The organism is Rhizobium sp. P2_G2 (assembly GCF_056403555.1).
In genome coordinates this window covers 20,492-47,137 of sequence record NZ_JBFUFF010000024.1, presented here as the reverse complement: position 1 = coordinate 47,137, position 26,646 = coordinate 20,492, and the positions used below count along the sequence as shown (strand labels likewise).

Annotated in this window: 19 protein-coding genes and 1 tRNA gene; 7 read left to right on the top strand and 13 right to left on the bottom strand. The window is 61.9% G+C overall.

From position 1 onward, the window contains the following. Positions 1–6: 6 nt before the first annotated feature. From ku to AC1D06_RS18470, 4 genes are all read right to left on the bottom strand, one after another. Positions 7–891 (bottom strand): non-homologous end joining protein Ku, encoded by an 885-nt coding sequence (ku, locus tag AC1D06_RS18485; protein WP_477883341.1) that lies wholly within the window; start codon positions 889–891, stop codon positions 7–9. Between the two features lie 395 nt (positions 892–1,286). Next, positions 1,287–2,588, bottom strand: coding sequence for an amidohydrolase family protein (locus AC1D06_RS18480; protein ID WP_477883343.1), 1,302 nt, complete (start codon positions 2,586–2,588; stop codon positions 1,287–1,289). Further along, positions 2,585–3,787, bottom strand: coding sequence for an amidohydrolase family protein (locus AC1D06_RS18475; protein ID WP_477883345.1), 1,203 nt, complete (start codon positions 3,785–3,787; stop codon positions 2,585–2,587). The genes AC1D06_RS18480 and AC1D06_RS18475 overlap by 4 nt, the downstream gene beginning before the upstream one ends. Positions 3,788–4,094: 307 nt before the next feature. Further along, positions 4,095–4,179: transfer RNA gene (locus AC1D06_RS18470), tRNA-Leu, on the bottom strand. A 371-nt stretch (positions 4,180–4,550) separates the two neighbouring features. Here AC1D06_RS18470 and AC1D06_RS18465 point away from each other — a divergent pair. After that, positions 4,551–4,874 (top strand): hypothetical protein, encoded by a 324-nt coding sequence (locus tag AC1D06_RS18465; RefSeq protein ID WP_477883605.1) that lies wholly within the window; start codon positions 4,551–4,553, stop codon positions 4,872–4,874. A 166-nt stretch (positions 4,875–5,040) separates the two neighbouring features. Here the strand turns inward: AC1D06_RS18465 and AC1D06_RS18460 are convergent, their stop codons facing one another. Continuing rightward, positions 5,041–5,331, bottom strand: a complete 291-nt coding sequence (locus tag AC1D06_RS18460) for an Rdx family protein (protein WP_477987371.1) — start codon at positions 5,329–5,331, stop codon at positions 5,041–5,043. Between the two features lie 152 nt (positions 5,332–5,483). Here AC1D06_RS18460 and AC1D06_RS18455 point away from each other — a divergent pair, with 152 nt between their 5' ends. After that, positions 5,484–6,194 carry a sulfate transporter family protein gene (locus tag AC1D06_RS18455; protein WP_477883608.1) on the top strand — a complete coding sequence of 237 codons (711 nt, stop codon included), beginning with the start codon at positions 5,484–5,486 and terminating at the stop codon, positions 6,192–6,194. Here AC1D06_RS18455 and nth read toward each other — a convergent pair. Then, positions 6,187–6,939, bottom strand: a complete 753-nt coding sequence (gene nth / locus AC1D06_RS18450; RefSeq protein WP_477987370.1) for an endonuclease III — start codon at positions 6,937–6,939, stop codon at positions 6,187–6,189. The genes AC1D06_RS18455 and nth overlap by 8 nt on opposite strands. A gap of 21 nt (positions 6,940–6,960) precedes the next feature. On the opposite strand from nth, the gene AC1D06_RS18445 reads away from it, so the two are divergent. The 3 genes from AC1D06_RS18445 (at position 6,961) to AC1D06_RS18435 (ending at position 8,817) form a co-directional block, all read left to right on the top strand. Then, positions 6,961–7,461 carry a DUF2244 domain-containing protein gene (locus AC1D06_RS18445; RefSeq protein WP_477987369.1) on the top strand — a complete coding sequence of 167 codons (501 nt, stop codon included), beginning with the start codon at positions 6,961–6,963 and terminating at the stop codon, positions 7,459–7,461. 71 nt (positions 7,462–7,532) lie between these two features. Then, the gene (locus AC1D06_RS18440; protein WP_477987368.1) at positions 7,533–8,411 is read left to right on the top strand and encodes a methylated-DNA--[protein]-cysteine S-methyltransferase; all 879 of its coding nucleotides are present in this window, start codon (positions 7,533–7,535) and stop codon (positions 8,409–8,411) included. 94 nt (positions 8,412–8,505) lie between these two features. After that, positions 8,506–8,817, top strand: coding sequence for a hypothetical protein (locus AC1D06_RS18435; RefSeq protein WP_477987367.1), 312 nt, complete (start codon positions 8,506–8,508; stop codon positions 8,815–8,817). Positions 8,818–9,166: 349 nt separating this feature from the next. Here AC1D06_RS18435 and AC1D06_RS18430 read toward each other — a convergent pair whose 3' ends face one another. The 6 genes from AC1D06_RS18430 to AC1D06_RS18405 all read right to left on the bottom strand — a co-directional run bounded on the left by AC1D06_RS18430 (position 9,167) and on the right by AC1D06_RS18405 (position 14,911). Continuing rightward, on the bottom strand, positions 9,167–10,030 hold the full coding sequence (locus AC1D06_RS18430; RefSeq protein WP_477987366.1) for an aldose 1-epimerase family protein: 864 nt from the start codon (positions 10,028–10,030) through the stop codon (positions 9,167–9,169). Between the two features lie 96 nt (positions 10,031–10,126). Beyond that, the gene (locus tag AC1D06_RS18425) at positions 10,127–10,762 is read right to left on the bottom strand and encodes a 2,3-bisphosphoglycerate-dependent phosphoglycerate mutase (protein ID WP_477987365.1); all 636 of its coding nucleotides are present in this window, start codon (positions 10,760–10,762) and stop codon (positions 10,127–10,129) included. A 29-nt stretch (positions 10,763–10,791) separates the two neighbouring features. Beyond that, the gene (gene dapB, locus AC1D06_RS18420; RefSeq protein ID WP_477987364.1) at positions 10,792–11,616 is read right to left on the bottom strand and encodes a 4-hydroxy-tetrahydrodipicolinate reductase; all 825 of its coding nucleotides are present in this window, start codon (positions 11,614–11,616) and stop codon (positions 10,792–10,794) included. Continuing rightward, entirely contained in the window at positions 11,616–13,424 is a 1,809-nt protein-coding gene (locus AC1D06_RS18415; RefSeq protein WP_477987363.1) for an ABC transporter ATP-binding protein, read from the bottom strand. The genes dapB and AC1D06_RS18415 overlap by 1 nt, the downstream gene beginning before the upstream one ends. A gap of 70 nt (positions 13,425–13,494) precedes the next feature. Then, complete coding sequence (locus tag AC1D06_RS18410; RefSeq protein ID WP_477883623.1) at positions 13,495–14,514, bottom strand: glucokinase; 1,020 nt, start codon at positions 14,512–14,514, stop codon at positions 13,495–13,497. Positions 14,515–14,530: 16 nt separating this feature from the next. After that, positions 14,531–14,911, bottom strand: coding sequence for a methylglyoxal synthase (locus AC1D06_RS18405; RefSeq protein ID WP_477883625.1), 381 nt, complete (start codon positions 14,909–14,911; stop codon positions 14,531–14,533). A 227-nt stretch (positions 14,912–15,138) separates the two neighbouring features. On the opposite strand from AC1D06_RS18405, the gene AC1D06_RS18400 reads away from it, so the two are divergent. Both AC1D06_RS18400 and AC1D06_RS18395 read left to right on the top strand, forming a co-directional pair. Then, entirely contained in the window at positions 15,139–16,524 is a 1,386-nt protein-coding gene (locus tag AC1D06_RS18400) for a dipeptidase (protein WP_477883627.1), read from the top strand. Positions 16,525–16,750: 226 nt separating this feature from the next. Then, complete coding sequence (locus tag AC1D06_RS18395) at positions 16,751–25,252, top strand: glycoside hydrolase family 94 protein (protein ID WP_477987362.1); 8,502 nt, start codon at positions 16,751–16,753, stop codon at positions 25,250–25,252. Here the strand turns inward: AC1D06_RS18395 and AC1D06_RS18390 are convergent, their stop codons facing one another. Continuing rightward, complete coding sequence (locus AC1D06_RS18390) at positions 25,253–26,560, bottom strand: NAD(P)/FAD-dependent oxidoreductase (protein ID WP_477987361.1); 1,308 nt, start codon at positions 26,558–26,560, stop codon at positions 25,253–25,255. Positions 26,561–26,646 lie beyond the last annotated feature (86 nt).

The window sequence follows — 26,646 nt, the reverse complement described above, 5'->3', positions numbered from 1 at the left end:
CGTCTCCTAGCTCGCCCGTCGCGCGGCTTCAGCGGACCGCTTGCGGGCAGCCGTCTGTTTGCCGCCGGATCGCTTCGCCTTGCCGGCCGCGGCGGGCTTTTCCGTCTTGCCTTCCGCACCGCTTCCGGCACTCAGGCGAAGCGCCTCCATAAGATCGCTCGCCTTGACCACTTCGGGCGCCTTCGGCTTCGGCAGCGGCCGACCCTCCAGCTTGGCTTTGATGAGCTCGGTCAACGCCTCTTCATATCTGTCATCGACATCGCTGGCATCGAACTTGCCCTTCTTGGTGTTGATGATGTGCTTGGCAAGGTCGAGCATCTCGCCCTTGATCTTCATCTCCGGCACATCGTCGAACGCTTCGCGGGCGGAGCGCACCTCGTAATCGAAATTCAGCGTGGTGGCGATCAATCCCTTGCCATGCGGACGGATGAGCACGGTGCGGACACGGCGAAACAGCACGGTGCGGGCAATCGCCGCCACCTTCGCCTCCTCCATTCCGTCCCGGAGAATGGCAAAGGCATCGCTGCCGCTCTTGTCCGAAGGACCGAGATAATAGGGCTTGTCGAAATAGGTGTCGTCGATCTCCGCGCAGGGAATGAAGGCTTCGATGGCAAGCGTCTTGTCGCTTTCGGGCACGGCGGCGGCGATCTCTTCCGGCTCAAGCACGACATAGTCGCCGCTATCGGTCTCATAACCTTTGACCTGATCGTCGTACTCGACAGGCTTTCCGGTCTCGACATCGACATATTCCCGCCGCACCCGGTTGCCGGTGTCGCGATTGAGAATATTGAGGCTGATACGCTCCGACGTCGTCGCAGCGGTATAGAGCGACACCGCGCAACTGACTTCACCGACCTTCAGAAATCCCTTCCACTGCGCGCGTGGTGCCATTGTCTCGCTCCGAATGGGGAAACTCATGCGACGAAACGAGTGACTATTCGCATTGTTCCTTGGAGGCCATTGGCCTGAAGTATAGTGCGATGAGCGTGATGGACGCTAAAGAGCAAGTCAACTCAATGATTTGACAGGAATTCCAGTCCAGAGGCAGATGAAGATCCGCTCGTCTGGCACTGCGTCCCGCTCCCTAGAATGTAAAGTCGGTATTGTCGAGATTAGGTTTCGTCATGCCCAGATCGTCAGCGTGTCGGCGCCTGCAGTGATGACCATGTTGACGTGACTGTCGTCATTGGCGTGGCTCTTCAATTGGCTGAACGTACCGATCGTATCCCAGTGCGACAGATCGATCTTGTCGGTCAGATGGGTGAAGTCGGTGATCGTCGTTGGGCTCAGTCCCGAATTGATGAGGCGGTTCCCTCATGGCTCTGCACCTGCGACGGCGTAGGCGAGCATGGCCGGAAAATCGTCGGCCGGCCGTTGTCGAACGTCTTGCGGCCATTCTTCCAGCCGCAGACAATGCGGGGAATTTCCCGCACGGCATGCACAGGACCACCGCAGTCCATGAGCACGATGTCGGCAGGCTTGCCGACCGTTAGGCCGTAATCCGCCTGCATCAGCCGCGACGCCGAGCGTGTGACCATATCGAACACGTGCCGCAAATCGTCATCGCGCGAAAGCTGAGCGACATTGGCATAGAGATTGGCCATGCGGATCAGTGAACTGTCGCCATAGGGCGTGAACGGGTTAAGGATGTTGTTGCTGGCGATCGACGTGACGACACCGCTATGTGTCAGGACATGTCCAGGTGCGACGCCGCGCGGTACAAGCTTGTCATAGGCGCGACCGTTGAGGAAAAGGTCCGTCGAGGGCAGGATGGTGACCGCGATGTCAGCCTCGGCCAGGCGCAACGCAATTGCGGTGACCTCGGCCGGCGGCAGGGCGGACAGGCTTGTCATGTGGCCGAGGCAAACACGGCCCTGCCAGCCGCGCCGCATGGTTTCTCCGATGACGGCCGGCAGGTTGGTCATGGCCGGATCAAGGTCGAAATCGAGGTGGAGATCCACCGGCACGTCGTGCTTTTCGGCGAGATCGAAGATCAGCTTGATCTGGCCGGGCGGGTCCGGGTCGATATAGGGCGCGCCGCCGACCAGATCCGCGCCATTAGCCAGTGCCCCATCCAGCATCGCCAACGTCTCAGGCTCGTTCGTCAGTCCGTCCTGCGCAAAGGCGCAGATCTCGATGTCGATCGCAAACGCATAATCGGCCCGGATCCGCTTGATCGCTTCGAATGATCGCATGCCAGCGCGCGGGTCCACCTCCACGAATGTGCGCATGCGCGTGGTGCCATTGACGATCGCCTGTTCGACGACGCGCGCGGCGCGGGCATGGACATCTCTTTCCGTAAAACCGGTCTTGGCTTTTGCTGTTTCTCGCACAGCTTCCGCCAGGGTGCCTTCGCAAATCGTGCAGCGGTCAAGAATACAGGCCTTGTCGAGATGAACATGGCTGTCGACAAAGCCGCCGCAGGCAAAGGCGCCTTCGGCATCAACGGCTTCGGCAGCTTCGCACCGCAACGTCGAGCCAATATCAGCGATATTCCCACCGCGCACGGCGATGTCGACCAGCGCGCCATCGGCCTCGATACGGGTATTGCGGATGAGGAGATCGAAGAGCGGCGCAGGAAGACTCATGCGCGAACCACGCGCCCATCTTCGGCCACCAGCCGGCCGTGCTTGAAGACCCTGCGCCCTTTCGGAACAGCCACGACGGCCTGCGGCACATGCTCGGCCGCAAGCGCCACGAAATCAGCTTTTGCGCCGACCGTGATGCCGTAGCCTTCGAGCCGCAGCGCCCTGGCGCCGGCCGCGGTCACCACGTCGAAGGCAGCATTCAGTTCCTCGTCAGTGTAGAAGCCGGAGCGGTAGCCGATCATCATTGCACGGCCAAGCATGTCGCCATCTCCATAGGGCCACCAGGAATCGCGGATATTGTCGCTACCGCTGAACACGGTGACGCCGGCCGCGCGCAGCAGTGCCACGGATGGGAAATTGTGGTTGCCCGGCGCATTGGTCATGATCGCGACGCCCGATGCAGCGATCAGGTCGGCCGCCTTCTTCGCCTGGTCCGGCGCGAGGTCACCGAGGCCGTAGGCATGGCTGACGGCAACATGGCCCTGCATGCCGAGCGCATTCGTCCGGGCGCAGATTTCCTGGATGGTGAACAGGCCGAGCGTCCCGGCATCATGCAGATGAATGTCGACATCGACACCATGCTTCTCGGCCACGCCGAAGACCACGTCGAGATGGCCATCGACATCGCGGTCGAAACTGCCAGGATCGAGCCCGCCGACCAGATCGGCGCCCAACCTGATCGCTTCGTCGAGCAGGTCCGGCGTGCCCGGGCTTTTGAGGATGCCGCTTTGCGGAAAGGCGACGAGTTGAATGTCGATCAGGTCACGATAGTCTTCTCGCACCTTCAGCACCGTTTCAAGCGATTTCAACCCGACTGAGCCGTCGACAATCACATGGCTACGCATCTGGGTGCTGCCGTTGCCGATGCAGAGGTCGAGTTGGCTGCGGGCACGCTCGTCCATGGGTGCGGCCTCGGCCATGTTCTGAGCCTGGAAGGCGACGCGTTCGTGCACGTCGAAGCCGTTGGTGCACGGCTTGTGCGGGATCCATTTGTCGCCGTAGAAGCTCGTGTCGAGATGGATATGGCCTTCGACAAAGCCGGGAACGATGAGTGCGCCGGCGAGGTCGATGGTGTCGCCGACGGAGGCCGTCGAGCCCGCAGACGTGATGGAGGCGATGCGTCCGTCCGCCACGCCGATGTCCCATAGCGAGCCGTCTGCCAGTTTTGCATTGATGAAAAGCGTGTCGATAGGGGTCACGAGAGGGTGCCGTTCTTTCTGATCTCAGACGTCAATCTTGCGGTAGTGTCGGCCAGTGATGAAAAATGCATGCAATAATGGTGCCAAACCGCATCAGAAAATTCGACGGCTCGCGTCTGGCCGACAGGCATGGGCCACCGTGGCCTCACCCTTGTGGGCAGAAAGGATGCCATAGGCTGCGCTATGTACCATCAGGCGACGGGGAGAGAGGGGTATTCTTTTCCACAGCTCGAACATCTGCGTAACAGCTGTGAGCCTCCCGGTGGAGGATCAATACACAAACAATATCAACAATTACGGAAGGGAATGGTGCCCAGAAGAGGACTCGAACCTCCACGCCTCGCGGCACAGGTACCTGAAACCTGCGCGTCTACCAATTCCGCCATCTGGGCAGCGACGGTGCATGTAAGTGGGTCGCGGTTTCCTGTCAACAGGGTTTTTGCAAAACCATGACAGATTTATCGCACGCCCGCCGCAAAGCCCTGAATGGCTTGGGCCTGCTCAAGCAAAGGTGTCGGATCTTTTTGGTGCGACACGCGTTTGCCTCAAGACCCTGATGCTTAGTCAAGTCCAAATGCCGCCATTTTGCTGAAATATAAGGATTTTGTAACCGGAAAACCGTTTTCACACTATCGTGACGTTTTTTACGTTGCCAATAGCCGGTGGGATGTGGTTTTCCTAAAGAATAAAGAAWGTCGATAAGACGTCTAGCGCAAGGGACACCTTGGGGTGCAAGCCCCGGAAACACTTGAGAGGAACGTAAATGTCGAGAATCCGCAATATCGTCATGGCTGGCGCGTTGGCTTTCGCCACTGTCGCTCCGGCGGCCGTCGAAGCGGCGCCGATGATGAATGCTCCGCTGCAGATCGAGAAGAAGACGGATGCCACGAATGTCGGTTGCTGGCGCTGCCGCGGCTGGCGCGGTGGTTGGCATCGCGGTTGGCGCGGTGGTTGGCGTGGCGGCTGGCGCGGCCGTTATTGGGGTCCGCGCGTCGTCATCGGCCCGACCGTGGTGGTTCGCCCCTATCGCCACTGGGCATGGTGCGGCCCGCGTTGGCATCGTTATCGCTGCGTCGTCCGCTACTGATAGCGGCATTGCTTGATGAAAACCCGCCGCTCGCCGGCGGGTTTTTCGTGTGCGCATGTCTGCCGAAAGCGGCCCCCGGTTTCGGGAAAAAGACATGCGGGAAATCAGGCAAGCCAAAGCGCTTGAAGCGACCCCCGGGAAATCGCAACACGCATCAGCCCAAATCTCAGGCCTCGGACGGCCGGTCCGTGTGGCCGAGATCGCGCTCCGGCTCGATGATGTCGCGGATGCGCTGCTTGAGTTCCTTCGGCCCGGGAAAGCCGCCGTCGCGCTTGCGCTCCCAGACGAGCGCGCCATCGACGCGGATCYCGAAATTGCCGCCCGTGCCGGGGATCAGCGCGACTTCGCCGATGCTCTGGCCAAAGGTCTGCAGCAGTTCCTGCGCCATCCAGCCGGCGCGCAGGAGCCAGTTGCATTGGGTGCAGTAGAGGATGGAAATGCGGGGCTTGTCGGTCATGGGTTTTAGATAGCATCCAGCCGGCGGCTTGCAATAGCAAACCCCGCACCCGACATTCATTCGGTCCGTCCAGAGCAATTCCAGCAAAAATGCGCAGCGGTTTTGCGTCCGGAATTGCGTAAACAAACAGACAGGCACCTGAAAGGCTTTCGATGATCCTGAATTCGGCCATGCGCGCCCTAGCCGATCTTCTCTCCCCCGGCATCCGCCCGGTTCTGTGGAAAGTGCTGGGCTTGACCATCGTGGCCTTGGTGGCGCTCTGGCTCGCCGTTCGCGAAGCCTTTGTCTACTGGGTCATGCCCTGGATCGAGCCCTATCTGCCGGGCTTGCCAAGTTGGGCAGGCTGGCTCGCCGTGGTCGCCGGCTTTATCTGGGCAATTGGCCTCGCTGTCGCCGTCGCCATGCTGATCGCGCCGGTAAGCGCGGTGACGGCCGGTTTCTTCCTCGATGATGCCGCCGATGCCATCGAGAAGAAGGATTATCCTGCCGACCCGCCGGGCACGCCGCTGACGCTGGCCGAATCGCTTCTCGGCAGCCTGCGCTTCTTCCTGATCGTCGTCATCGCCAACATCATCGCGCTGTTTTTCCTGCTGGTGCCGGGCGTCAACCTGATCATCTTCTTCCTGGTCAACGGCTATCTGCTCGGCCGGGAATATTTCGAATTCGCCGCAAGCCGCCATCTCGGCGTCGCAGGCGCCCGGTCCTTCCGCAGCCGCAATCAGGGCACGGTGACGCTTGCCGGCCTGCTGATCGCACTCTTCCTGTTCGTGCCGGTGCTCAACCTGCTGACGCCGCTTTTCGCCGCCATCACCATGGTGCATCTCAACAAGGCGCTGAACGGCCGGCAGGTTGCCGTCAGATGACCTGCGGCGGCAGTTCCACCAGTTCGGCTGGCATCTCCGCGGTCTTTTCCGGCGATTTGCACAGGTCGGCGATGACGCAATGCTCGCATTCGGGGCGACGCGCCTTGCAGATGTAGCGCCCGTGCAGGATCAGCCAGTGATGGGCATGGTAGAGATAATGTGGCGGGATGATTTCGAGGAAATGGTCCTCGACCTCGTCCGGCGTCTTGCCCGGTGCGATCTTCAGCCGGTTGCCGATGCGGAAAATGTGGGTGTCGACGGCGAGTGAGGCGATGCCGAACGCCATGGACAGCACGACATTGGCGGTCTTGCGGCCGACGCCGGGCAGGGTCACCAGTTCGTCGCGCGTCTTCGGCACCTCGCCGCCAAAATCAGCAATCAGCTTTTCCGACAGCGCGATGACGTTCTTGGCCTTGTTGCGATAGAGCCCGATCGTCCTAATCGCCTCCCGCAGGCCTTCTTCACCGAGTTCGAGCATTTTCAGCGGCGTGTCGACCTTGGGAAACAGCGGCCTTGTCGCCTTGTTGACGCCGACATCGGTGGCCTGGGCCGACAGCGCCACGGCGACCAGCAGCGTGAACGGATTGGTGTGGTAGAGTTCCCCCTTCGGCTCCGGCCGCTGCACCGAGAATCGGCGAAAGATTTCCTCGACCTCGGCCGGCGAATAGGGACATCGAAAGGTGCGTTTGCGGACAGGCTTTTTTGCCGCTGGCGGCGGAGAGGACTCATTCTTGCGCTTTGTCATGATTGTCCTATAGTTCTTCGGATGACGACTGTGAACGCAGAAATCACGGCCGGCGAAGAGCCGGTCTTCACCGCCGAGTTGAAGCCTTATCGCTCCCTCGGCAGGAATGGTTTCCGCTGGCTGATGGCGCTGACCTTCCTCTTCTGCTTCTTCAACGCCATCTTCTTCCTGGTGACCGGCGCGCTGCCGGTGGCAATGTTTTTCGGCCTGGATTTCGCGCTGCTTTACGGCGCGTTCTATCTGAACTATCGTTCTGCCCGCGCCCGTGAGCTTGTGCGCATGTCGCGCCTCGATCTGTCGATTCGCAAGGTTTCGCCGGAGGGCCTTGTCCGCGAAAGCCACTACAATCCGTTCTGGGCGCGTTTCGATGTCGACCGCCACCAKGAATTCGGCATTACCGGCATGGCTGTCGTGGGCGAGGGCAAGCGCACCGTTTTAGGGACCTTCCTCGGCCCCGATGACCGGGAAAGCTTTGCCAGGGCCTTCACCGCAGCCCTTGCCGGCATCAAGCGGCGCATCTGAGATTTGCAGGAATCGGGTGGTTATTGCTGGCGAGAGGGGTCATCATCCTTCATAATGAAAGGATGAAGACCATGAACATTCCGCTCAATCACGCCAGAGACATCACCCCGGTCGGCGACGACTATGCCGTCGTGTCCGGCGTCATCGAACTTCTGACGACCGACTATCGCAGCCAGCCGTCGCTCGACGCCATCGCCGCAGAAATGGGCCGCCAGCCGCTGGAGCTGCAAAAGACCTTCACCCGCTGGGCCGGGCTGTCGCCCAAAGGCTTCTTGCAGGCCGTCACCCTCGACCACGCCAAAAGGCTCTTGGGCGAAGAGAAGATGCCGCTGCTCGAAACCTCCTTCGAACTCGGCCTCTCCGGCCCAGGCCGTCTGCATGACCTCTTCGTCACACACGAGGCGATGTCTCCGGGCGAATGGAAGGAAAAGGGCAGAGGGCTTGAAATCCGCTATGGCTTCCACAACTCGCCCTTCGGCCGGGCGCTGTTGATGATTACCGATCGCGGCCTGTGCGGGCTCGCCTTCTCCGACCTCGACAAGGGCGGCGACGCCTTCGCGCTGGAGGATATGACGCAGCGTTGGCCGGACGCGATCTACAGCCGCGATGACGAGGCAGTGCGTCCCGATGCCGAACGCATCTTCGATCCCTCGCGCTGGCAGGCCGACCAGCCGCTACGGGTGGTACTGCTCGGCACGGATTTCCAGATCCGCGTCTGGGAACAGCTGCTGCAGATCCCGGTGGGCAAGCTGTGCAGTTATTCGGATATTGCCGGCAGGATTGGCACGCCGAAGGCCTCGCGCGCTGTCGGTGCAGCCGTTGGCCGCAACCCGGTGTCCTTCGTCGTGCCATGCCATCGCGCTGTCGGCAAGTCCGGGGCGCTGACGGGGTATCACTGGGGGCTGACGAGGAAGCGGGCAATGCTGGGGTGGGAAGCGGCGCAGGCTTAAAGCCATCGATTAACCATGCGTACTTTGTTGCAATAGTAAGGCGCATGGTTTCACGTTAAGATGGTGGTCATGACGCTAAGCTTGCGGACAGAAAATGTTTGACCATCCCTTCGCCTCGCTCGGGTCAACCAGCCTTTCCGGGCCGCAATCGCTTTCGCTACTGTCGCACCCCTTCAGCAAGGTCGGCTATTGGATTCTCGGCGTTTATCTGATGATCGCTTCGCTTTGTCAGATTTTCTTCGTTTTTACCTTGATCTTTTTTGTGCTCAGCGTTCCCGATCTGTGGTTCTATGGTGGCCGACTTACCGGACCGCCACTGGTCCCAAGTGCGGGCATAATGCTGATTGTTCTGGGTATCAGTATCCGCACTTGTCAATTTGTCCGCCGCCGGCTTCGCCGTCAGTAAGTCCGGGGCGTTGGCTGGCATCACTGGGGCTGACCAGGAAGCGGGCGATGTCGAGGGGAGCGGCGCAGAGCTTATAAGGGTAGGCTTAAAGCTGTCAGCAATGTCTGAGTTCGCGACACCCCCCGCCCTGTGTCCAGCGGAAAGCTCATTTACGTTTTGGACATGCCGGGCATCTCCCCCTCAAGGGGGGAGATTGGCCAGAGGCGCGACCTCGCTCAAATATCCGCCGAGAATTGGGCTTGAAGCGTTGCTTGAGGCAAAGGGGTGCCTCATCCAATCTCCCCCCTTGAGGGGGAGATGTCCGGCAGGACAGAGGGGGGTGCCCCAGGCGATGCGTTTCCCGGAAATTCTATCCTGGGACCTCGACACTGAACCCAAACCGCGCCGTCTCGCCCTTGGCAAGCGACATGCTATACGGCCGCGCCATGATATCACTGCCAGCACCCACCTCTGCCGCCGTCCCATGCCACGGCTCGACACACAGGAACGGCGCCCCTGGCTTGGTCCACAGCGCCACGTTCGGCAGGTTGTCGAAATGGAACTTCAGCGCCGCACCATTCTCTGCGCCATAGCTCAGCCCATTGCCCGCGCCTTCCGCAAAAATCAACGCATCATTGACGAACAGGCCGTGATCCAACACAAGCCGGCCTTTCTTGAACGGCGAGTGTGCCCGGCCAGGCAGGCGCAGACCATTCTCCAGCCGCACCAGCTCAGGTTCGGCGCCATTGTCGAGCGTAACGTCGTGCAACTGTCCCTCGCCGCCCGGTAGCGGCCAGACGAAGGCCGGGTGGAAACCAAGGCCGAAGGGGAGCGGCCTGTCGTCGAGATTGGCCACTTCCGCCGTCACCGTCAGCACATGGCCATCCAGTGCATGCGTCAGCGCCAGGCGGAAATCGAAGGGGTAGACCGCTCTCGTCGCATCGCTGGCCGTCAGCTCATAGCGGCACGACGTCGCCGACGAGCCGGCAAGCGTGAATTCGCTGCGCCGGGCAAAGCCATGCTGGTTCATCTCGTAGACTTTGCCGTCGATCTCCAGCTTGTTGTCCGGCGCCTTGCCGACGATCGGGAAGAGCACCGGCGAACGGCCGGCCCAGAAGGCGGCGTCGCCGCTCCACAACCAGTTGCGGCCGTCGCTGGAGGTCAGGGACTGCATTTCGGCGCCAAGCGAGGAGACGTCGACAGTCAGGTGTTCATTGGAAATATGGGTCAGCATGGCGTCACTCGCTCGGTTGGACGGGAATCGAGATATCGGACGGTAGCAGCGATCTAAAACAGGATGGCGGGCCGAAGCCCGCCACGCAAAAATTCGTCAGTGAGCGCCGGACATGTCGCCGAGCACCTCTTTCGATTTCACGGTCGAGTCGGCATTCAGCTTGTAGACCATCGGTACGCCGGTCGCGAGATTGAGCGCCAGCACCTGCTCGCGGGTCAGCCGGTCGAGCACCATGACCAGCGAGCGCAGCGAATTGCCATGGGCGGCGACAAGTACTGTCTTGCCGGAGAGCACCTGCGGCAGGATTTCGGTGATGTAGTAGGGCCAGACGCGGGCGCCGGTGTCCTTCAGGCTTTCACCGCCGGGCGGCGGGACGTCATAGGAGCGGCGCCAGACATGCACCTGCTCCTCGCCCCACTTGGCGCGGGCATCGTCCTTGTTGAGGCCGGAAAGGTCGCCATAATCGCGTTCGTTGAGCGCCTGGTCCTTGATCGTTTCGAGATTGGGCTGGCCAACGCAATCGAGGATGATCTGGCAGGTATTCTGCGCCCGCTTCAGCGCCGAAGTGAAGGCGATGTCGAACTTGATGCCCGTGGCCGCCAAAGCTTCTCCACCGGTCTTGGCTTCGCTGATACCGAGCTCCGTCAAGCCCACATCCCTCCAGCCGGTGAACAGGTTCTTCAGGTTCCAATCGCTCTGTCCGTGGCGGACGAGCACCATAGTGCCACTCATTCGGTTTCTCCGGTTGTCTGAGGTAAAAATCAGTCGGCCATGCCGAGCACATCAAGCATGCTGTAGAAGCCCGGCTTCTTGTCGAAGGCCCAGCGCGCGGCGGTGAGCGCGCCCTGCGCGAACAGCGAACGGTCCATGGCCCGATGCGACAGGGTAATCATCTCCGCCTCGCTGGCAAAGATCACCTGGTGGTCGCCGACCACGCCGCCGCCGCGCAGCGTCGCAAAACCGATCGAGCCTTCCTCGCGCGCCCCGGTATGGCCGTCGCGGACTTTGACGGCATTGGCGAGCAGGTCGATCGCCCGACCCTTCGCCGCCTCGGCGCCGAGCAATAGCGCCGTACCCGAGGGCGCGTCGACCTTGCGCTTGTGGTGCATTTCCAGCACTTCGATATCCCAGTCGGCCGCATCCAGCGCCGCCGCCGCGCGTCGCACCAGCACGCCGAGCAGATTGACGCCGAGGCTCATATTGCCGGACATGACGATGCGCGCATGCCGGCTCGCGGCCTTGATCTTCTCGACATCGTCAGCCGAGCAGCCGGTCGTGCCGATGATGTGGACGATACGCGCCTGCGCCGCGAGCCCGGCGAACTGCACGGTCGAGGCCGGCGAGGTGAAATCGATGACGGCATCGGCCTTGACGAAGGCTTCCAGAGGATCGGTGGTGATCGGCACGCCGATCGGGCCAAGGCCAGCGACCTCGCCCGCATCCTTGCCGATGGTCGATGCACCTTCGCGCTCGATGGCCGCGTGGATTTTCATGCCGGGAGCGGCGTGAATGGCTTTGAGCAGCGTCTGGCCCATGCGGCCGGCAGCACCGGCGACCACCACCATCTTCATGTCGCTGTCACTCATCATTCCGTCCCTGTCGCGGCCAATGGTTGTTTTGGTTCTCTTCGGATCTGCAGCCCGTTGAGGCGAGCGTAGAGCCCGCCCTCATCGTTCGCAAGCATTTCATGCGTGCCTTCTTCGGCGATCCGGCCGTCCTCCATGACGATGATCTTGTCGGCGCCGGCAATGGTCGACAGACGGTGGGCGATCACCACCACCGTGCGGCCGAGCATGGCGTTCTCGAACGCCTTCTGCACCGCAGCCTCCGATTCCGTGTCGAGTGCGGAAGTGGCTTCGTCGAGCAGCAGGATCGGCGCCTTGCGGACGAGCGCGCGGGCGATCGAGAGCCGCTGCCGCTGGCCGCCGGAGAGATTGGCGCCGCTCTCGCCCACCGGCGTGTCATAGCCCATCGGCAGGTTGAGGATGAAATCATGCGCATAGGCGAGCCGCGCCGCTTCCTCGATCTCGGCATCGGTGGCGTCCGGCCGGCCATAGCGGATATTGTCGCGGACCGTGCCTTCGAAAAGCAGCGGCGCCTGCGACACATAGGCGAGGTTTTCGCGCAGCGACTGCTTTGTGACATAGCGCAGGTCCTGCCCGTCGACCAGCACACGGCCGCCATTGGGATCGTAGAAACGCGGAACCAGGCTGATGATCGTCGACTTGCCCGCTCCGGAGGGCCCGGCGATCGCCGTCGTCCGGCCGCCTTCGGCGACGAAGCTGACGCCTCTCAGGATCGGTTCCGCGCCATAGCCGAAATTGACGTTCTCGAAGGTGATCCGCCCCTCGGTGACCACCAGCGGTTTGGCATCCGGCGCCTCGCGCATCGGGATCGGCGTGTCGAGGATGTCGTAGATCATCCTGGCATTGACATAGGCGCGTTCGAGCTGCGGCTGCAGCTTGGTCAGCCGCCGCGCCGGCTCGTAGGCGAGCAGCATCGAGGTGATGAAGGCGATGAAGGCGCCCGGCAATTCGCCCGCGTGGATCGACTGATAGGCCGCATAGCCGATGACGAGCGCAATCGCTGCCCCGGCAAAGGTCTCGGTGACCGGCATGCTGCGCTCCGAAAGCCGCGCAATGCGGTTGGCGCGCTTCTCGGCCACATCGATCAGACCTTCGACGCGGGTCTTCAACTGGCTTTCCATGGTAAAAGCCTTGACGATCGCCAGTCCCTGGATCGTCTCCTGCATCGCACCGGTGACGCGGGAATTGTATTCGACGGCGTCGCGCGTGGCGACGCGCAGCTTGGTCGCGATCGCTCGCATCACCATGAACATCGGAGGGGCTGCGACCGCGACAAGGATCGACAGCAGCGGATCCTTGGCGAACATCACGGCGACCAGCGACAAGAAGGTCAAGGCATCGCGGGCGATTGAGGTGATCGTCAGGTTGAGCGTGTCGCGGATGCCGTTGACGTTCTGTGAGATCGTCGCGGCGATGCGGGCGGAGCGTGTCTCGGAATAATAACCGAGATCAAGCGCCATCAGATGGCTAAAAAGCCGCTTCTGGTAAAAGGCAACGATCGAATTGCCGATCTTGGAGAGCGCCACCGCCTGGAAATAGGAGGCCAGTCCGCGCAGCACAAAGGCAACGAAGATCGAGATGCAGATGATCCAGACGAGATCGGCGCGCTTGTTCTCAAACGTCTCGTTGATCACCGATTCCATGATCCAGGCGGTGAAGGCCGTGGTCAGCGCGATGACGACGAGGCAGGAGATGGCGAACACATAGCCGCGCACATGGGCGTGGAAGTTCTCCATGAAAATCCGCTTGATCACCGGCAGCATTGCCGCGCGATCGATCTCGGGCTTTTTTGTAGCGTTCGCGTTCAATCGTCCGTTCCTGTTTTCCGCACGGCGGCTCTGAGAGCGTGCTCTAATCCCTGCCGGCGCGCTTGAACAGTCATTTCCGCCAGCGGCGGCCTTCAGTGGCGACTCCGAAGCGGCTTGGCTGGCAGGCAAAGGCTGCGAGCCCGGCCAGCGCTGCAAGCGGATGCGTCACCACAAAGGTCGGTATGGTCGACATCATATGGTTATGCGGCGCCTTGTCCTCAAACGCGGCGCGGAATTCGGGGCCTTGCAACGCCGGCAGGATTTTTTGCGGTATGCCGCCGGCGAGATAGACGCCGCCGCGCGCCAGGAAGGTGCAGGCCATGTCGCCGGCAAGCCGGCCGAGATAGGTGGCAAACAGCGACAGCGTCTCGGCAGCCTGCGGATCGGCGCCGGAAAGACCGTGCACGGAGACGTCGGCAGGATCGGAATAAAGCGGCTCGACGCCGTCGGCGGCGCAGACGGCGCGATAAAGGCCGGCAAGGCCGCGGCCGCACAGGATCTGCTCGGCCGAGACCCGGCCTTCGATCCGCTCGATATGCGGGAAGACCTGCATGTCACGCTCCGAGCGCGGGCCGAGATCGACATGCCCGCCTTCGCCGGGCACCGGAATCCAGGCGTTGAGCGCATGCACGAGGCCGGCGACGCCGAGGCCGGTTCCCGGACCGAGGACCACTTTGGAATGGCCAGGCAACACGGCGCCACGGCCGAGCTGGACCTGGTGCTCGTCGCCGAGCGCAGCGACAGCCAGCGCCTGCGCCTCGAAATCGTTGACGACCATCACATCGTCGAAACCGAGATTGGCGAGCATGTTCTTCGGCCGCACCACCCAAGGACAGTTGGTCAGCGGAATCTCGTCGGCATTGATCGGGCCGGCGACGGCAAGGATGGTCGAACGCGGCTGCACCGCGGTCTTGTCGAGCACGACATCCTGGATGGCGTCATCGATCGTGACGTATTTGGCGGTCTGGACGATGGGGAAATGCTTCGGCTCGGCATTGGCGTCGGTCAGCAGCGCGAAGCGCGCATTGGTGCCGCCGATGTCGCCGACCAGGATCGGAAACGGGAAGTGGTCGTCGATATTGGTCGCCATGGAGTTTCCTGCCCGTTTATTTATTGTTCCTGCCGATCAGCAGGTCGGCGGTGGCGCGATTGAGCGCCATGGGTATGTCGTAGACGGTGGCGAGGCGTGTCAAGGCCTTGACGTCGACATCATGCGGCATCGGCGTCAATGGATCGGTGAAGAAGATCAGCATGCGAATCTTGCCCTCGGCAATCATCGCCCCGATCTGCTGGTCGCCGCCAAGCGGTCCGCTCTTCATCCGCGTGACCGCCAGGCCGGGAACGGCATCGAGGATGCGGCCGCCGGTCGTGCCGGTGGCGACGATGTCGTAGCGTGCCAGCACATCCTGATGCATGCGGGCGAACTCCGCCATGCTGTCTTTCATCTGATCATGCGCAATCAGCGCGATCGTTTCCCGGTCAGCCAAGTGCGGTCCCCCGAATGCGGCTCCAAGCGCTATAGCGGATTTTTTTTCCGGATCAAAGAAATTCAATCGATTTGAGAACACGATTGGCGTCCTCGAAACCTTCATGAAAAATGTCGTGAATCTTCAGAATGAATTCGGCTCAGTTTTGAGCCATAGAATGCTTCCAAATCAACACGGCTCGCTCTAAGGTCCCCGCCATCCGCCCAACGTGAATCCAGGTGACAATCATGACCGTGATCGATACCGTTCTGTCCAAGGCAGACGCCAACCTCAATTCCAGCCTGGAGAAGATGTTCGCGCTCTGCCGCATCAAGTCGATCTCCACCGATCCAGCCTACAAGGATGACTGCCGCAAGGCCGCGACCTGGCTCGCAGATTATCTCAAGACACTCGGCTTCGAGGCCTCCGTGCGCGACACGCCCGGCCATCCGATGGTTGTCGCTCATCACGAGGGCGCCAAGGCTGATGCGCCGCATGTCCTGTTCTATGGCCATTACGATGTCCAGCCGGTCGATCCGCTCAATCTCTGGGAAAGCGATCCGTTCGAGCCGGGGATCAAGGACGTCGGCGGCGCGAAGGTCATCACCGGCCGCGGCACCTCCGACGACAAAGGGCAGCTTCTGACCTTCGTCGAAGCCTGCCGCGCCTACAAGGAAACGCATGGGGCCTTGCCGGTGCGCGTCTCGATCCTGTTCGAAGGCGAGGAAGAATCCGGCTCGCCGTCGCTAAAACCTTTCCTTGAAGCCAACAAGGCTGAGCTGAAGGCCGACTATGCGCTGGTCTGCGACACCAGCATGTGGGATCCGGAGACGCCTTCCATCTCGGCCGGCCTGCGGGGCCTGGTGGGTGAGGAGATCAAGGTCAAGGCGGCCGACCGCGATCTGCATTCCGGCTATTTCGGCGGTGCTGCCGCCAATCCGATCCACATCCTCGTCAACATCCTCGACGGCCTGCATGACGCGACCGGTCGGGTGACGCTCGAAGGCTTCTACGACGGCGTCGAGGAAACACCGGAAAACGTCAAGGCGTCGTGGAAGACGCTCGGCATGACCGACGAGAAGTTTCTGGGCGAGATCGGCCTTTCGGTTCCCGCCGGCGAGAAGGGTCGCGGCGTGCTCGAACTCACCTGGGCGCGGCCGACCGCCGAGATCAACGGCATCACCGGCGGCTATACCGGCGATGGCTTCAAGACGGTGATCGCCGCCGAAGCCTCGGCGAAAATCTCGTTCCGCCTGGTCGGCAAGCAGGATCCGGACAAGATCCGCTCCGCGTTCCGCGCCTATGTTCAGTCCAGGCTTCCGGCGGACTGCTCGGTGGAGTTTTCCAAGCACGGCGGCTCGCCGGCGATCCAGCTGCCTTACGATTCACCGATGTTGACCAAGGCCAAGATCGCGCTCTCGGAAGAATGGCCGAAGCCGGCCGTCTCGATCGGCATGGGTGGGTCGATCCCGATCGTCGGCGATTTCCAGCGCATGCTCGGCATGGAATCGCTGCTCGCCGGGTTTGCGCTTCCGGATGACCGCATTCATTCGCCGAACGAGAAATACAATCTCAATTCCTTCCAAAAAGGCATCCGTTCCTGGATCCGGATCATGTCCGCGCTCGCCGCCTGACGAATTGATGCGTGTCCGGGCCGGCGGATGAATTCGCTGGCCTGGAGCCCCTGCCTGCTGACGGATGAGTTCCGTGATAACAAGGGCCGGTCACAAGGTCGGCACCGGGAGGAACTATTTCCTGCCGTAATGCGTTCTCGCGATGCGTCAAGAACTGCGGGCCGACCTCTCATCTGCGTCTGAGGGAATTGGAGGCTGCCCATCACCGCGGGCGAGAGAAGCTCCAATGGACAAACAAGCTTTCGACGGGGCGATCCTCAGGGATTCAAGCGAGATATTCGATGGGCTCGACGCGGCGATCCGCACCGAGTTCAGCACGCCCAACGAACTCGCCGAGATCGGCCGCACGCTGGCCGCCAGCGCATCCGTCAAGCTGCCCGTCTTTCGCGAATTCCGCTTTCCCGCCCGGCTCGAGGACAATGAGGCCGCGATCCTCTCCAACTATGACGCCATCGCCACCGATTCCCGCAACAAGCAGATGATCACGCCGGCGGCGGAATGGCTGCTCGACAATCATCATCTGGTACGCGAGAACATTCGCCAGGTGCGCCGCGACCTGCCGGCAAAATTCTTTCGGCAATTGCCGGAAATTGCCGTTGATAGTGGCGGCAGGCTGCCGCGCACATTTGCAATCGCCTGGATCTATGTCGCCCATACCGACAGCAATGTCGATGCGGCGACGCTGACGGCCATGGTCAATGGCTTCCAGCAGGCCGAGACTTTGACGATTGGCGAAATCTGGGCCATCCCGGCGATCCTGCGCTTCATCCTGATCGAAAACCTGCGCCGGATTTCAGACCGCGTCGACCGCTCGCGGCGCATGCGCGTCGAGGCGAACACATTCGCCGACGTCCTCGCCCCCAGCGCCGAGCCTGAAAACCTCGAAGGCATGTTCCGCAGCAGGAACGCACTGACGGCCGACGACTCTTTCGCCGCTCAGCTTCTCTATCGCCTGCGCGAGGATTCGGACGCGGCTGCCCGCGCCCTTGCCTGGCTCGAGGAACAGCTCGAAAAACGTGGCAGCAACGCCGAAGAGGCGATGATTGCCGAACATACCAAGATATCGACGAGCAATCTGACGGTCGGCAACATCATCCGCAGCCTGCGAAGGATCGACGACATCCAATGGACGTCGTGGTTCGAGCAGATTTCCAAGGTCGACAGCGCGCTCCGCGATGGCTCCGACTATGCCGGGCTCGACGCCGCCAGCCGAAACTACTACCGCAATTCCATCGAAAAGATCGCCCGGCGCTCGCCGAAATCGGAAATCGAGGTGGCTGAGCTTGCCCTCGCACTCGCTGGGCGCGCCGCAACGGAAGCGCCGGAGCCCGGGACAAGTGCCGTGCGCCGCGCCAATGTCGGCTATTACCTCGTCGACGACGGCATAATCGAACTGCGGCGGGCTGCCGGTTACGTGCCAAAATTCTCGGAGCAATTGGGAGCCGCCTACCAGAAGCTCGGTCTGGGGCAAGTGGCTGTCCCGACAGTGTTGCTGGCGCTGCTGATGGTCGCCGCATCCGTCCTGGCCATGCGCCGCACCGCCCTGAATGGTGCCGAGATCACGCTGCTCGCCGTCCTGTTTGCACCGCTGGCGCTGGAGGCATCGGCTGCGATCTTCCGCGCGGTCGTCTACGCGCTCGTGCCTCCGTCCCATCTTACCGGCTACGAATATAAGAGCGGCATTCCCGAAAGCGCGCGCACGCTCGTCGTCATACCCTGCCTGATCCCTGATCGCGACTCGGTTTCGGAACTGGTCCGCAATCTCGAAATCCACTATCTCGCCAATCCTGATGAAGGCATCTGTTTCGCGCTCCTGAGCGACTGGGCGGACAGCCGGATCGAGGAGGGCGAGGCGGATCGCGAACTCCTGGATTTCGCCCAGCGAGAGATCGACCAACTGGCGGAAAAATATGAGGCGGCTGGCCCGCGCCGCTTCTTCCTTCTACATCGGCGACGGCTCTACAACCCATCGGAAGGCGTCTGGATGGGGTGGGAGCGTAAGCGCGGCAAGCTCGACGAGTTCAATCTTTTCCTGCGCGGCGACCAGGACACGACCTTCCTTTCCGATCCGGACCTGCCGTCCGGCATCACCTATGTGCTGACGCTTGACGCCGACACGCGCCTGCCGCGCGACGCTGCCCGCAGGTTGATCGGCAAGTTGGCGCATCCGCTCAACGCACCGATCCTTGACGCCGAGACAGGGCGGGTCGTCGAAGGCTATGGCCTGTTGCAGCCGCGCGTCACGCCGTCGCTGACCACCGGCGACGAGGCCTCACGCTTCCAGCGCATCTTCTCCAAGGATCGCGGCCTCGATCCTTACGTCTTCGCCGTTTCCGACCTCTACCAGGACCTTTTCGGCGAAGGCAGCTTCACCGGCAAGGGCCTTTATCATGTCGATGCCTTTGTAGCGGCGTTGAAAGGCCGCATCGACGAGAACACGGTGCTGAGCCATGACCTGCTCGAAGGCGGTTTTGCCCGTTGCGGTCTTACGACCGATGTCAATTTCGTCGAGGATTTCCCCGTCCGCTACGAGGTGGAGGTGTCGCGCCAACACCGCTGGACGCGGGGCGACTGGCAGCTCCTGCCCTACATCTTCGATGTCAGCAATCGCCTGACGGCGCTGTCGCGCTTCAAGATGATCGACAATCTGCGCCGCTCACTGATGCCGTTTTTTTGGCTGCTCGCCTCCGCATTGGGTTGGCTGCTGTTTTCCAGGCACGCGACGGCACTATGGGAGCTCGTGCTGATCATCGCTTACTTCTCGCCGGCCATTGTCGCCTTGCTGACCGGACTCGCACCGCATGAGAAGGAGGTTTCGCTGTCGCGCCACATGCGCACCATTCTGGCCGAGACCACCGACATGCTCGCCCAGATCGGCCTGCAGCTGGCCTTCATGGCGCATGATGCCGTGATGAAGGCGGACGCGATCATCCGCACGCTCTACCGCCTGACGGTCAGCCGGCGCCACCTGCTGGAATGGCAGACGACGCGGGAGGCGCATGCCGCACGTCCAGGCAGCATGCTCGACTATGTCAGGATGATGGCGATCTCGCTTGTCGCCACGCTGCTCGTCTATGCTCTGGTCATGGCGATCGATCCGCATAACGCCCTCATTGCCGGCGTGCTCAGCCTGTTGTGGCTGACGGCGCCGTTTCTGGCCTATTGGATCAGCCAGTCATTGGAGAACGAGGACAGGCTGCATGTCTCACTGGCGGACGCAAATGTGCTGCGTGCCGTTGCCCGGCGCACCTGGCACTATTTTGAGACCTTCGTCACCGAGGAGCATCATTTCCTGCCGCCGGACAATTTCCAGGAAGTGCCGCAGCCTTTCGTCGCGCATCGGACGTCACCGACCAATATCGGTCTTTATTTTCTCTCGACGGTGACCGCGCGCGACATGGGCTGGATCAGCTTCGCGGAGGCGCTCGATCGGATCGACCGCACGCTCGGCACGGTCGAGAAGATGGAAAAATTCCGCGGCCATCTGTTCAACTGGTACGACACGAAGAGTCTGGCGACGCTTTACCCCCGTTACATTTCGGCGGTCGACAGCGGCAATCTCGCCGCCCATTTGATTGTCGTCTCCTCGACGCTGAAGCAATGGGCCGTCGCACCGATCGCCTATCTGCTGGGCGATGTCCGCGGCATCGGCGATACCCTGCAGATCGTCCGGGAGACCCTGGCGACCGTGCCGGACAACCGCCGCGTCATCCGCCCCTTGCGCCGGCGGCTCGAAGAGCGGCTCGACGGTTTTGCCAAGTCTGTGGCGACCAGCCTCGAAAGTCCCGACGTTGCCCCGATCCGGGCGATCAATCTCTCGGTGATCGCCACCGAAATCGAATCCTTTGCGCGCGATTTCGATGCCGAGGTGCAGAGCACGGCATCAAAACTGCTGACGGAATGGGCCGGACGACTGAAACAGGCCTGTGAGGCGCATTTCGCCGATGCCGGCTATGACCGCGGCCAGACCCGCGCACTGCGTGACCACCTTTATGCGCTCAGCGAACGGGCGAGGGCCCTCGCCTTCGCCATGGACTTCGCCTTCCTGTTCAACAGGGAACGGCGTCTGTTGTCGATCGGCTTCCAGGTTGACGACAACCGTCTCGATGAGCCCTGTTACGATCTCCTTGCCTCCGAAGCGCGGCTCACCAGCCTGTTTGCCATCGCCAAGGGAGATCTGCCGAGCGAGCACTGGTTCCGGCTCGGGCGCCCGGTGACCTCTGTCGAGGGGCAGGCGACGCTGGTCTCGTGGTCCGGCTCGATGTTCGAATATCTGATGCCGCCGATCGTCATGCATGAGCGGCAGGGCGGTATCCTCAACCAGTCCAACAATCTCGCCATCGAGGCGCAGATTCTCTATGGCCGTGAAATGGGTATTCCCTGGGGCGTATCCGAATCCGCCTACAATGCCCGCGACCGCGAATTGAACTACCAATATACCAATTTCGGCGTCCCCGGTCTGGGACTGAAGCGCGACATCGGCGCCAATGTGGTGATCGCACCCTATGCGACGGCCATCGCCAGCCAGTTCAGGCCGCGCGAGGCCGCGGCCAACCTGAAGCGGCTTACCGGTCAGGGCGCGCTTGGTGCCTATGGCTACTATGACGCGGTTGATTTCACCCGTTCCCGCATTCCCGAGGGCAGCGAATGTGCCGTGGTGCAGAATTACATGGCACATCACCAGGGCATGTCGATCACGGCGATCGGCAATACGGTACTCAATGGCCTCCTGCGCGACCGTTTCCACAGCGACCCGGTGATCGAGGCTGCAGAACTGCTGCTGCAGGAAAAGGCGCCACGCGACTTCGTGCCGGTGGTCAAGGTCGAGGGCGGTGAAGCCCGCGGCGAGGGCACGCGCCTGACCTATGGCCCGAAATATCGCGTCGTCGAGGATCCGCTCCGGGCCAAGCGTGCCGTCTCGGTACTCTCCAACGGCCATTATTCTCTGATGGTGACAGCGGCAGGCTCAGGCTATTCGAACTGGAACGGGCTCGCCGTCACCCGCTGGCAGCCGGACCCGACTGTCGACGACTGGGGCAGCTACGTCTTCATCCGCGACGTGAAATCCGGTGTCTGGTGGTCGGCGACCCCGGGTCCAAAATCTCTTGCGGGTGAAGCGAGCCAGACCGTTTTCGCCGACGAGAAGGCTGAATTCAAGAAGACCGTCGGCAGCATTGAATCCAAGCTCGAATGCATCGTCGCCACCGAGGCCGATGCCGAAGGCCGGCGGCTGACGATCCGGAATTTCGGCGAGACGGACGCCTATCTCGAGATTACCTCCTATGGCGAGATCGTCATGTCCTCGGCCGATAGCGACGCGGCCCATCCGGCCTTCTCGAAAATGTTCGTCAAGACGGAGATCAACGAAAGCCGCGATGCGATCTATGCCGTGCGCAACAAGCGCTCGCAGGGCGAGCCGGATATGCAGGTCGCTCACATGATGACCGGCACGTCAGGTCGTTCCGCCCAGTTCCAGGCGGAGACCGACCGCCGCGCATTCATCGGTCGCGGCCGCGACCTGCAGCATGCGCGCGCCTTCGATTCGGTGACGGACGCGCTGGAAGGCAATCAGGGTTTCACGCTCGATCCGATCTTCTCGCTCAGACGCGTCATCCGCGTCGCAGCAGGCCGCGAGGCGTCCGTCGCTTTCTGGACGATTGCGGCGCCCAGCCGCGCCGAGCTCGACAAGGCGATGGAACGCTACCGTCACCCCGGTGCCTTCGACCATGAGGCCAGGCTCGCCTGGACGCGGTCGCAGGTGCAGATCCGCCATCTCGACATGTCGCATGAAGAGGTGTTGCTCTTCCAGCGCATCGCCTCCTTCCTGATTTATCCGGACACGCGGCTGAAGCAGGGGCCGGAAGAGGTGACGCTGCCGCAATCGGCACTGTGGCCGATGAGCATTTCCGGCGATTATCCGATCTTCGCCATCCGCATCGACAACGACGTCGACCTGCCGATCATCAACAAGGCCTTCCGAATGCAGGAATATCTGCGCTCGCGGGGCGTTATCTCGGACCTGGTAATCATCAACGATCGCGGTGCCACCTATGCCCAGGATGTGCAGCACGCCATCGATTTCATGTGTGAGAATGCGCGGCGGCGCGGCCTGGCCTCGGGTCCGTCGCAACACATATTCTCCGTGCGTCGCGACCTGATCGACGACAATGCCTATAACGCGCTGATCGGCGCGGCGCGCATCCTGCTCCACACCCGTAACGGCTCCATCTCCGAGCAGATCGACAGGCTCGAACGTCTGTCGGATGGCGATCATGCCGATATTGCCATGCCGGTCGAGCCCAAACAGCGCGGCCGCAAGTTGATGGCACCCACCAAACCTGAGCCCAAGATCGAGCCGGTCAAGCCGGAGGCGGACGGACTGACCTTCTGGAATGGTTATGGCGGTTTCGATCCTGCAAGTCGCGACTACGTCGTTCGCCTGCCGGGCGGCGAGGCAACCCCGCATCCTTGGATCAACGTCATCTCGAACGGCACGTTCGGTTTCCACATCGCTGCCGAAGGTTCGGGCTTTACCTGGAGCAGCAATTCACGCGACTACCAAGTGACGCCCTGGAGCAACGACCCGGTGACCAACCGGCCGGGCGAGGCGATTTACATCGTCGATATCGCGACCAAGAAAGTGCTGTCGCCGTTCGCGGCGCTTTCGACGCCTGACCGGCTGCACGAAGTGCGGCATGGACCGGGCAGGAGCAGCTTCAAGGTCTCCGCCGAGGATCTTGATATCGAACTCGTGCAGATCATCGCCGAAAAAGATCCCGCGAAGATTAGTCGGCTAATGATAGCCAATAAGAGCTCCGAGTCCCGCAGGTTGCGTCTTTACTTCTATGTCGAATGGGTGCTGGGCAACAACCGGGCAAAGACCGCGCCCTATATCAAGAGCTGGTACGATGCCAATGCCAATGCTTTGCTGGCGTCCAATCCCTACAGTGTCGAAAGCTCGGAGCGCACGTCTTTCGTCGCTGTCAGCGCCAAGCCATCATCCTATACGTCGGCGCGGGCGGAGTTTCTCGGCGCCGTCGGCGATAGTTTCAATCCAGAAGCCGTGACTGCCGGGGCGTCGCTGTCGAGCTCTGTTGAAAGTCAGGGCGATCCTTGTGCAGCCATTGCCGTCGATCTCGTTATCGATCCTGGCAAGACAAGCGAGATCTTGTTGCTACTGGGCGACGTCGATAACGCCGAACTGGCTGCACCATTGATCCAGCGCCTGATGCGTGATGGCTTCGATGCGGAATCGAAGAAGACCGAGGCACAATGGGATGCCTTCCTCGGTACGCTGCAGGTCGAGACCCCGGACGAAGGTTTCGACCGGCTGGTCAATACCTGGTTGCCCTACCAGAACCTCGCCTGCCGTATCCGCGCCCGCAGCGCCTTCTACCAGGCCAGCGGCGCCTTCGGCTTCCGCGACCAGTTGCAGGACACGCTGGCGCTGATGCTGCAGGACCCGTCGTTGGCGCGTGGGCAGATCCTCAATGCCGCCAGCCGCCAGTTCCCCGAGGGCGATGTGCAGCACTGGTGGCTGCCGAAGACCGGCGCCGGCGTTCGTACCCTGATCTCGGACGACGTTGCGTGGCTGGGCTATGGCACGGCGCTCTATATCCAGACGACCGGTGACCGCGCCATCCTTGACGAGGAAATAGCATTTCTCAAGGGGGAACAACTGGGCGAAAAGCATGAATCCTTCTTCACCCCAGAAATTTCGGAGGATAGAGCGAGCCTTTACGAACATTGCTGCCGGGCACTCGACTTAGCGATCAAGCGGACGGGCGCAAACGGCCTGCCACTGATCCTCGGCGGCGATTGGAACGACGGCATGAACCACGTCGGCATCGAAGGCAAAGGCGAGAGCACTTGGCTTGGCTGGTTCCTGCACAATGCGCTTTCGCGCATGATCCCGATCGCCAAGGAACGGGGCGACCATCAGCATGTCGAGGCCTGGCAGGCGCATTGCGACCGGCTCAAGAAGGCAATCGAGGAGAATGCCTGGGATGGCGCCTGGTACAGGCGCGGCTATTTCGACGACGGTTCGCCGCTCGGCTCGGCGATCAGCGACGAATGCCGTATCGATTCGATCGCCCAGTCCTGGAGCGTCATCTCCGGCGCTGGCGACCATGCGCGCGCCAATCAGGCGATGGACAGTGTCGAAAGCCTGCTGATGGATGGCAATGCGAAGATCATCCGTCTGTTCACACCGCCCTTCGAACATTCCGACAAGCAACCTGGCTATATCAGGTCCTATCCGCCGGGCGTGCGCGAAAATGGCGGGCAATATACGCATGCGGCGATCTGGGCCGCCTACGCCTTTGCCCGCATGGGCCGCGCCGACGATGCCTATAGGGCATTCTCGATGCTGATGCCGATCAACCATTCCAAGAGCCGGCAAGCGGCTGATCTTTATCGCGTCGAACCCTATGTCGTAGCGGCGGATATCTATGGCGAGGGAAGCCGCACCGGGCGCGGCGGCTGGACATGGTATACCGGCTCGGCCGGCTGGCTCTATCGCATGGCTGTCGAGGCGATCCTCGGCATCCGTCGCGAGGGCGATAAGATCAGGGTCGAACCCTCGCTACCGTCGGCCTGGCCGGGCTATAGCGCCGTGCTGAAGCAGGACGGGAAGGATTTCAGGATCGAGGTCAAGCGCGGCGATCATGGCGCCGCGGAGATCAAGGTCAATGGCGAGGTGATTTCAGGCAGCGTCTTCGATCTCTGATCAGACGCCCGTCAAAGGCCGGGACTTTGTCCCGTCGATAAATCGCTCATAGCGAAACGGCGACGGATCGACGATCGGCGTCCTGCCCATTGCGATATCCGCCGCAAGGTGGCCCGCGCCAGGCCCGATGCCAAATCCATGCCCGGAAAAGCCGGTGGCGATGATCAGCCCGGGCAGCGATTGCACCGGCGCGATCACCGGCACGGCGTCCGGGGTCGCGTCGATATAGCCGGCCCAGCTTTGCACGGTCGGAACGCCCTTGAGCATGGGGAAGACGGCTTCCATCGCTGCGCGGGCGCGGTCGAGCCAGGCATTGTCCGGCGGCGGATCGAGCACGCGGTTTTTCTCGAAGATATCATCCGCGGCGGTGAGCTGTTGAAAGAAATCGCCGCCTGGCCGCAGACTGAGACTGCGCCATTCCCGGGCGATCATCGGCATGAAATCGAAGAGGTAGCGAAAGCTGTCCGGCACGATCTCGTGGCGGGTGCTCGAACCCTCGGCAATCGTATAGCCGCCGTCCAGCCGCTTGCGATAGGCGAAGGAACCGGCCCAGGCAGCACCTTCCGGTCCGCCCCCGACGGGGCCGGTCCGCAGCACCGATGATCGTACGCGCAATTGCGGCAGGCGCACACCGAGCGGCCTGCAGAGTGCGCTCGACCAGGCGCCGCCGGCGATGATCACCGTTCCGGCCTTGATCGAGCCGCGCTCCGTGACCACGCCGGCGATCCGGCCGGCTGCCGTCTCGATACCGCGCACAGCGCAGTTCTGCAGGAGCGTAGCGCCCGCCCGAATGGTGGCCCGTGCCATGGCCGGAACCGCTTTCTGCGGTTCGGCGCGACCATCGCTCTTCGTGTAGAGAGCGGCATGATAGGCCTTCACCGCTCCCGGCTGCACAGCCGCGAGCTCCACTCCGCGGATTATCCGGCTGTCCAGGGCATATTCGCCGGCGGACCTTAGCCATTCTTCCTCATGGGCGACATCTCTGTCATCCTTGCAGAGATAGGCGATGCCGGTGCGTCGAAAGCCGACATCCTCGCCCACCAACTGCTGCATGCCGTCCCAGATATCCATCGCCTTGACGATCAGCGGCAATTCGCGCGGATCGCGGCCCATGCGCCGCACCCAGCCCCAATTGCGGCTCGATTGCTCGCCGGCAATGTGACCCTTCTCGCAGAGAACCACCGACACGCCCTGGCGGGCGAGGAAGAGTGCCGCGCTGACGCCGATGACGCCGCCGCCGATGATGACGATGTCGGCGGACGCAGAAAAATGCTCGGACGCCTGTACGGCATCCACGGGCGGGCCCATCGGGAACTCCGTCGGTCTCGGGGACTGAAAGGGGCGGGGAAGTCCGCCTTGTTACGACAATGGTCGTCCCTGTCATTTCGCCGAGC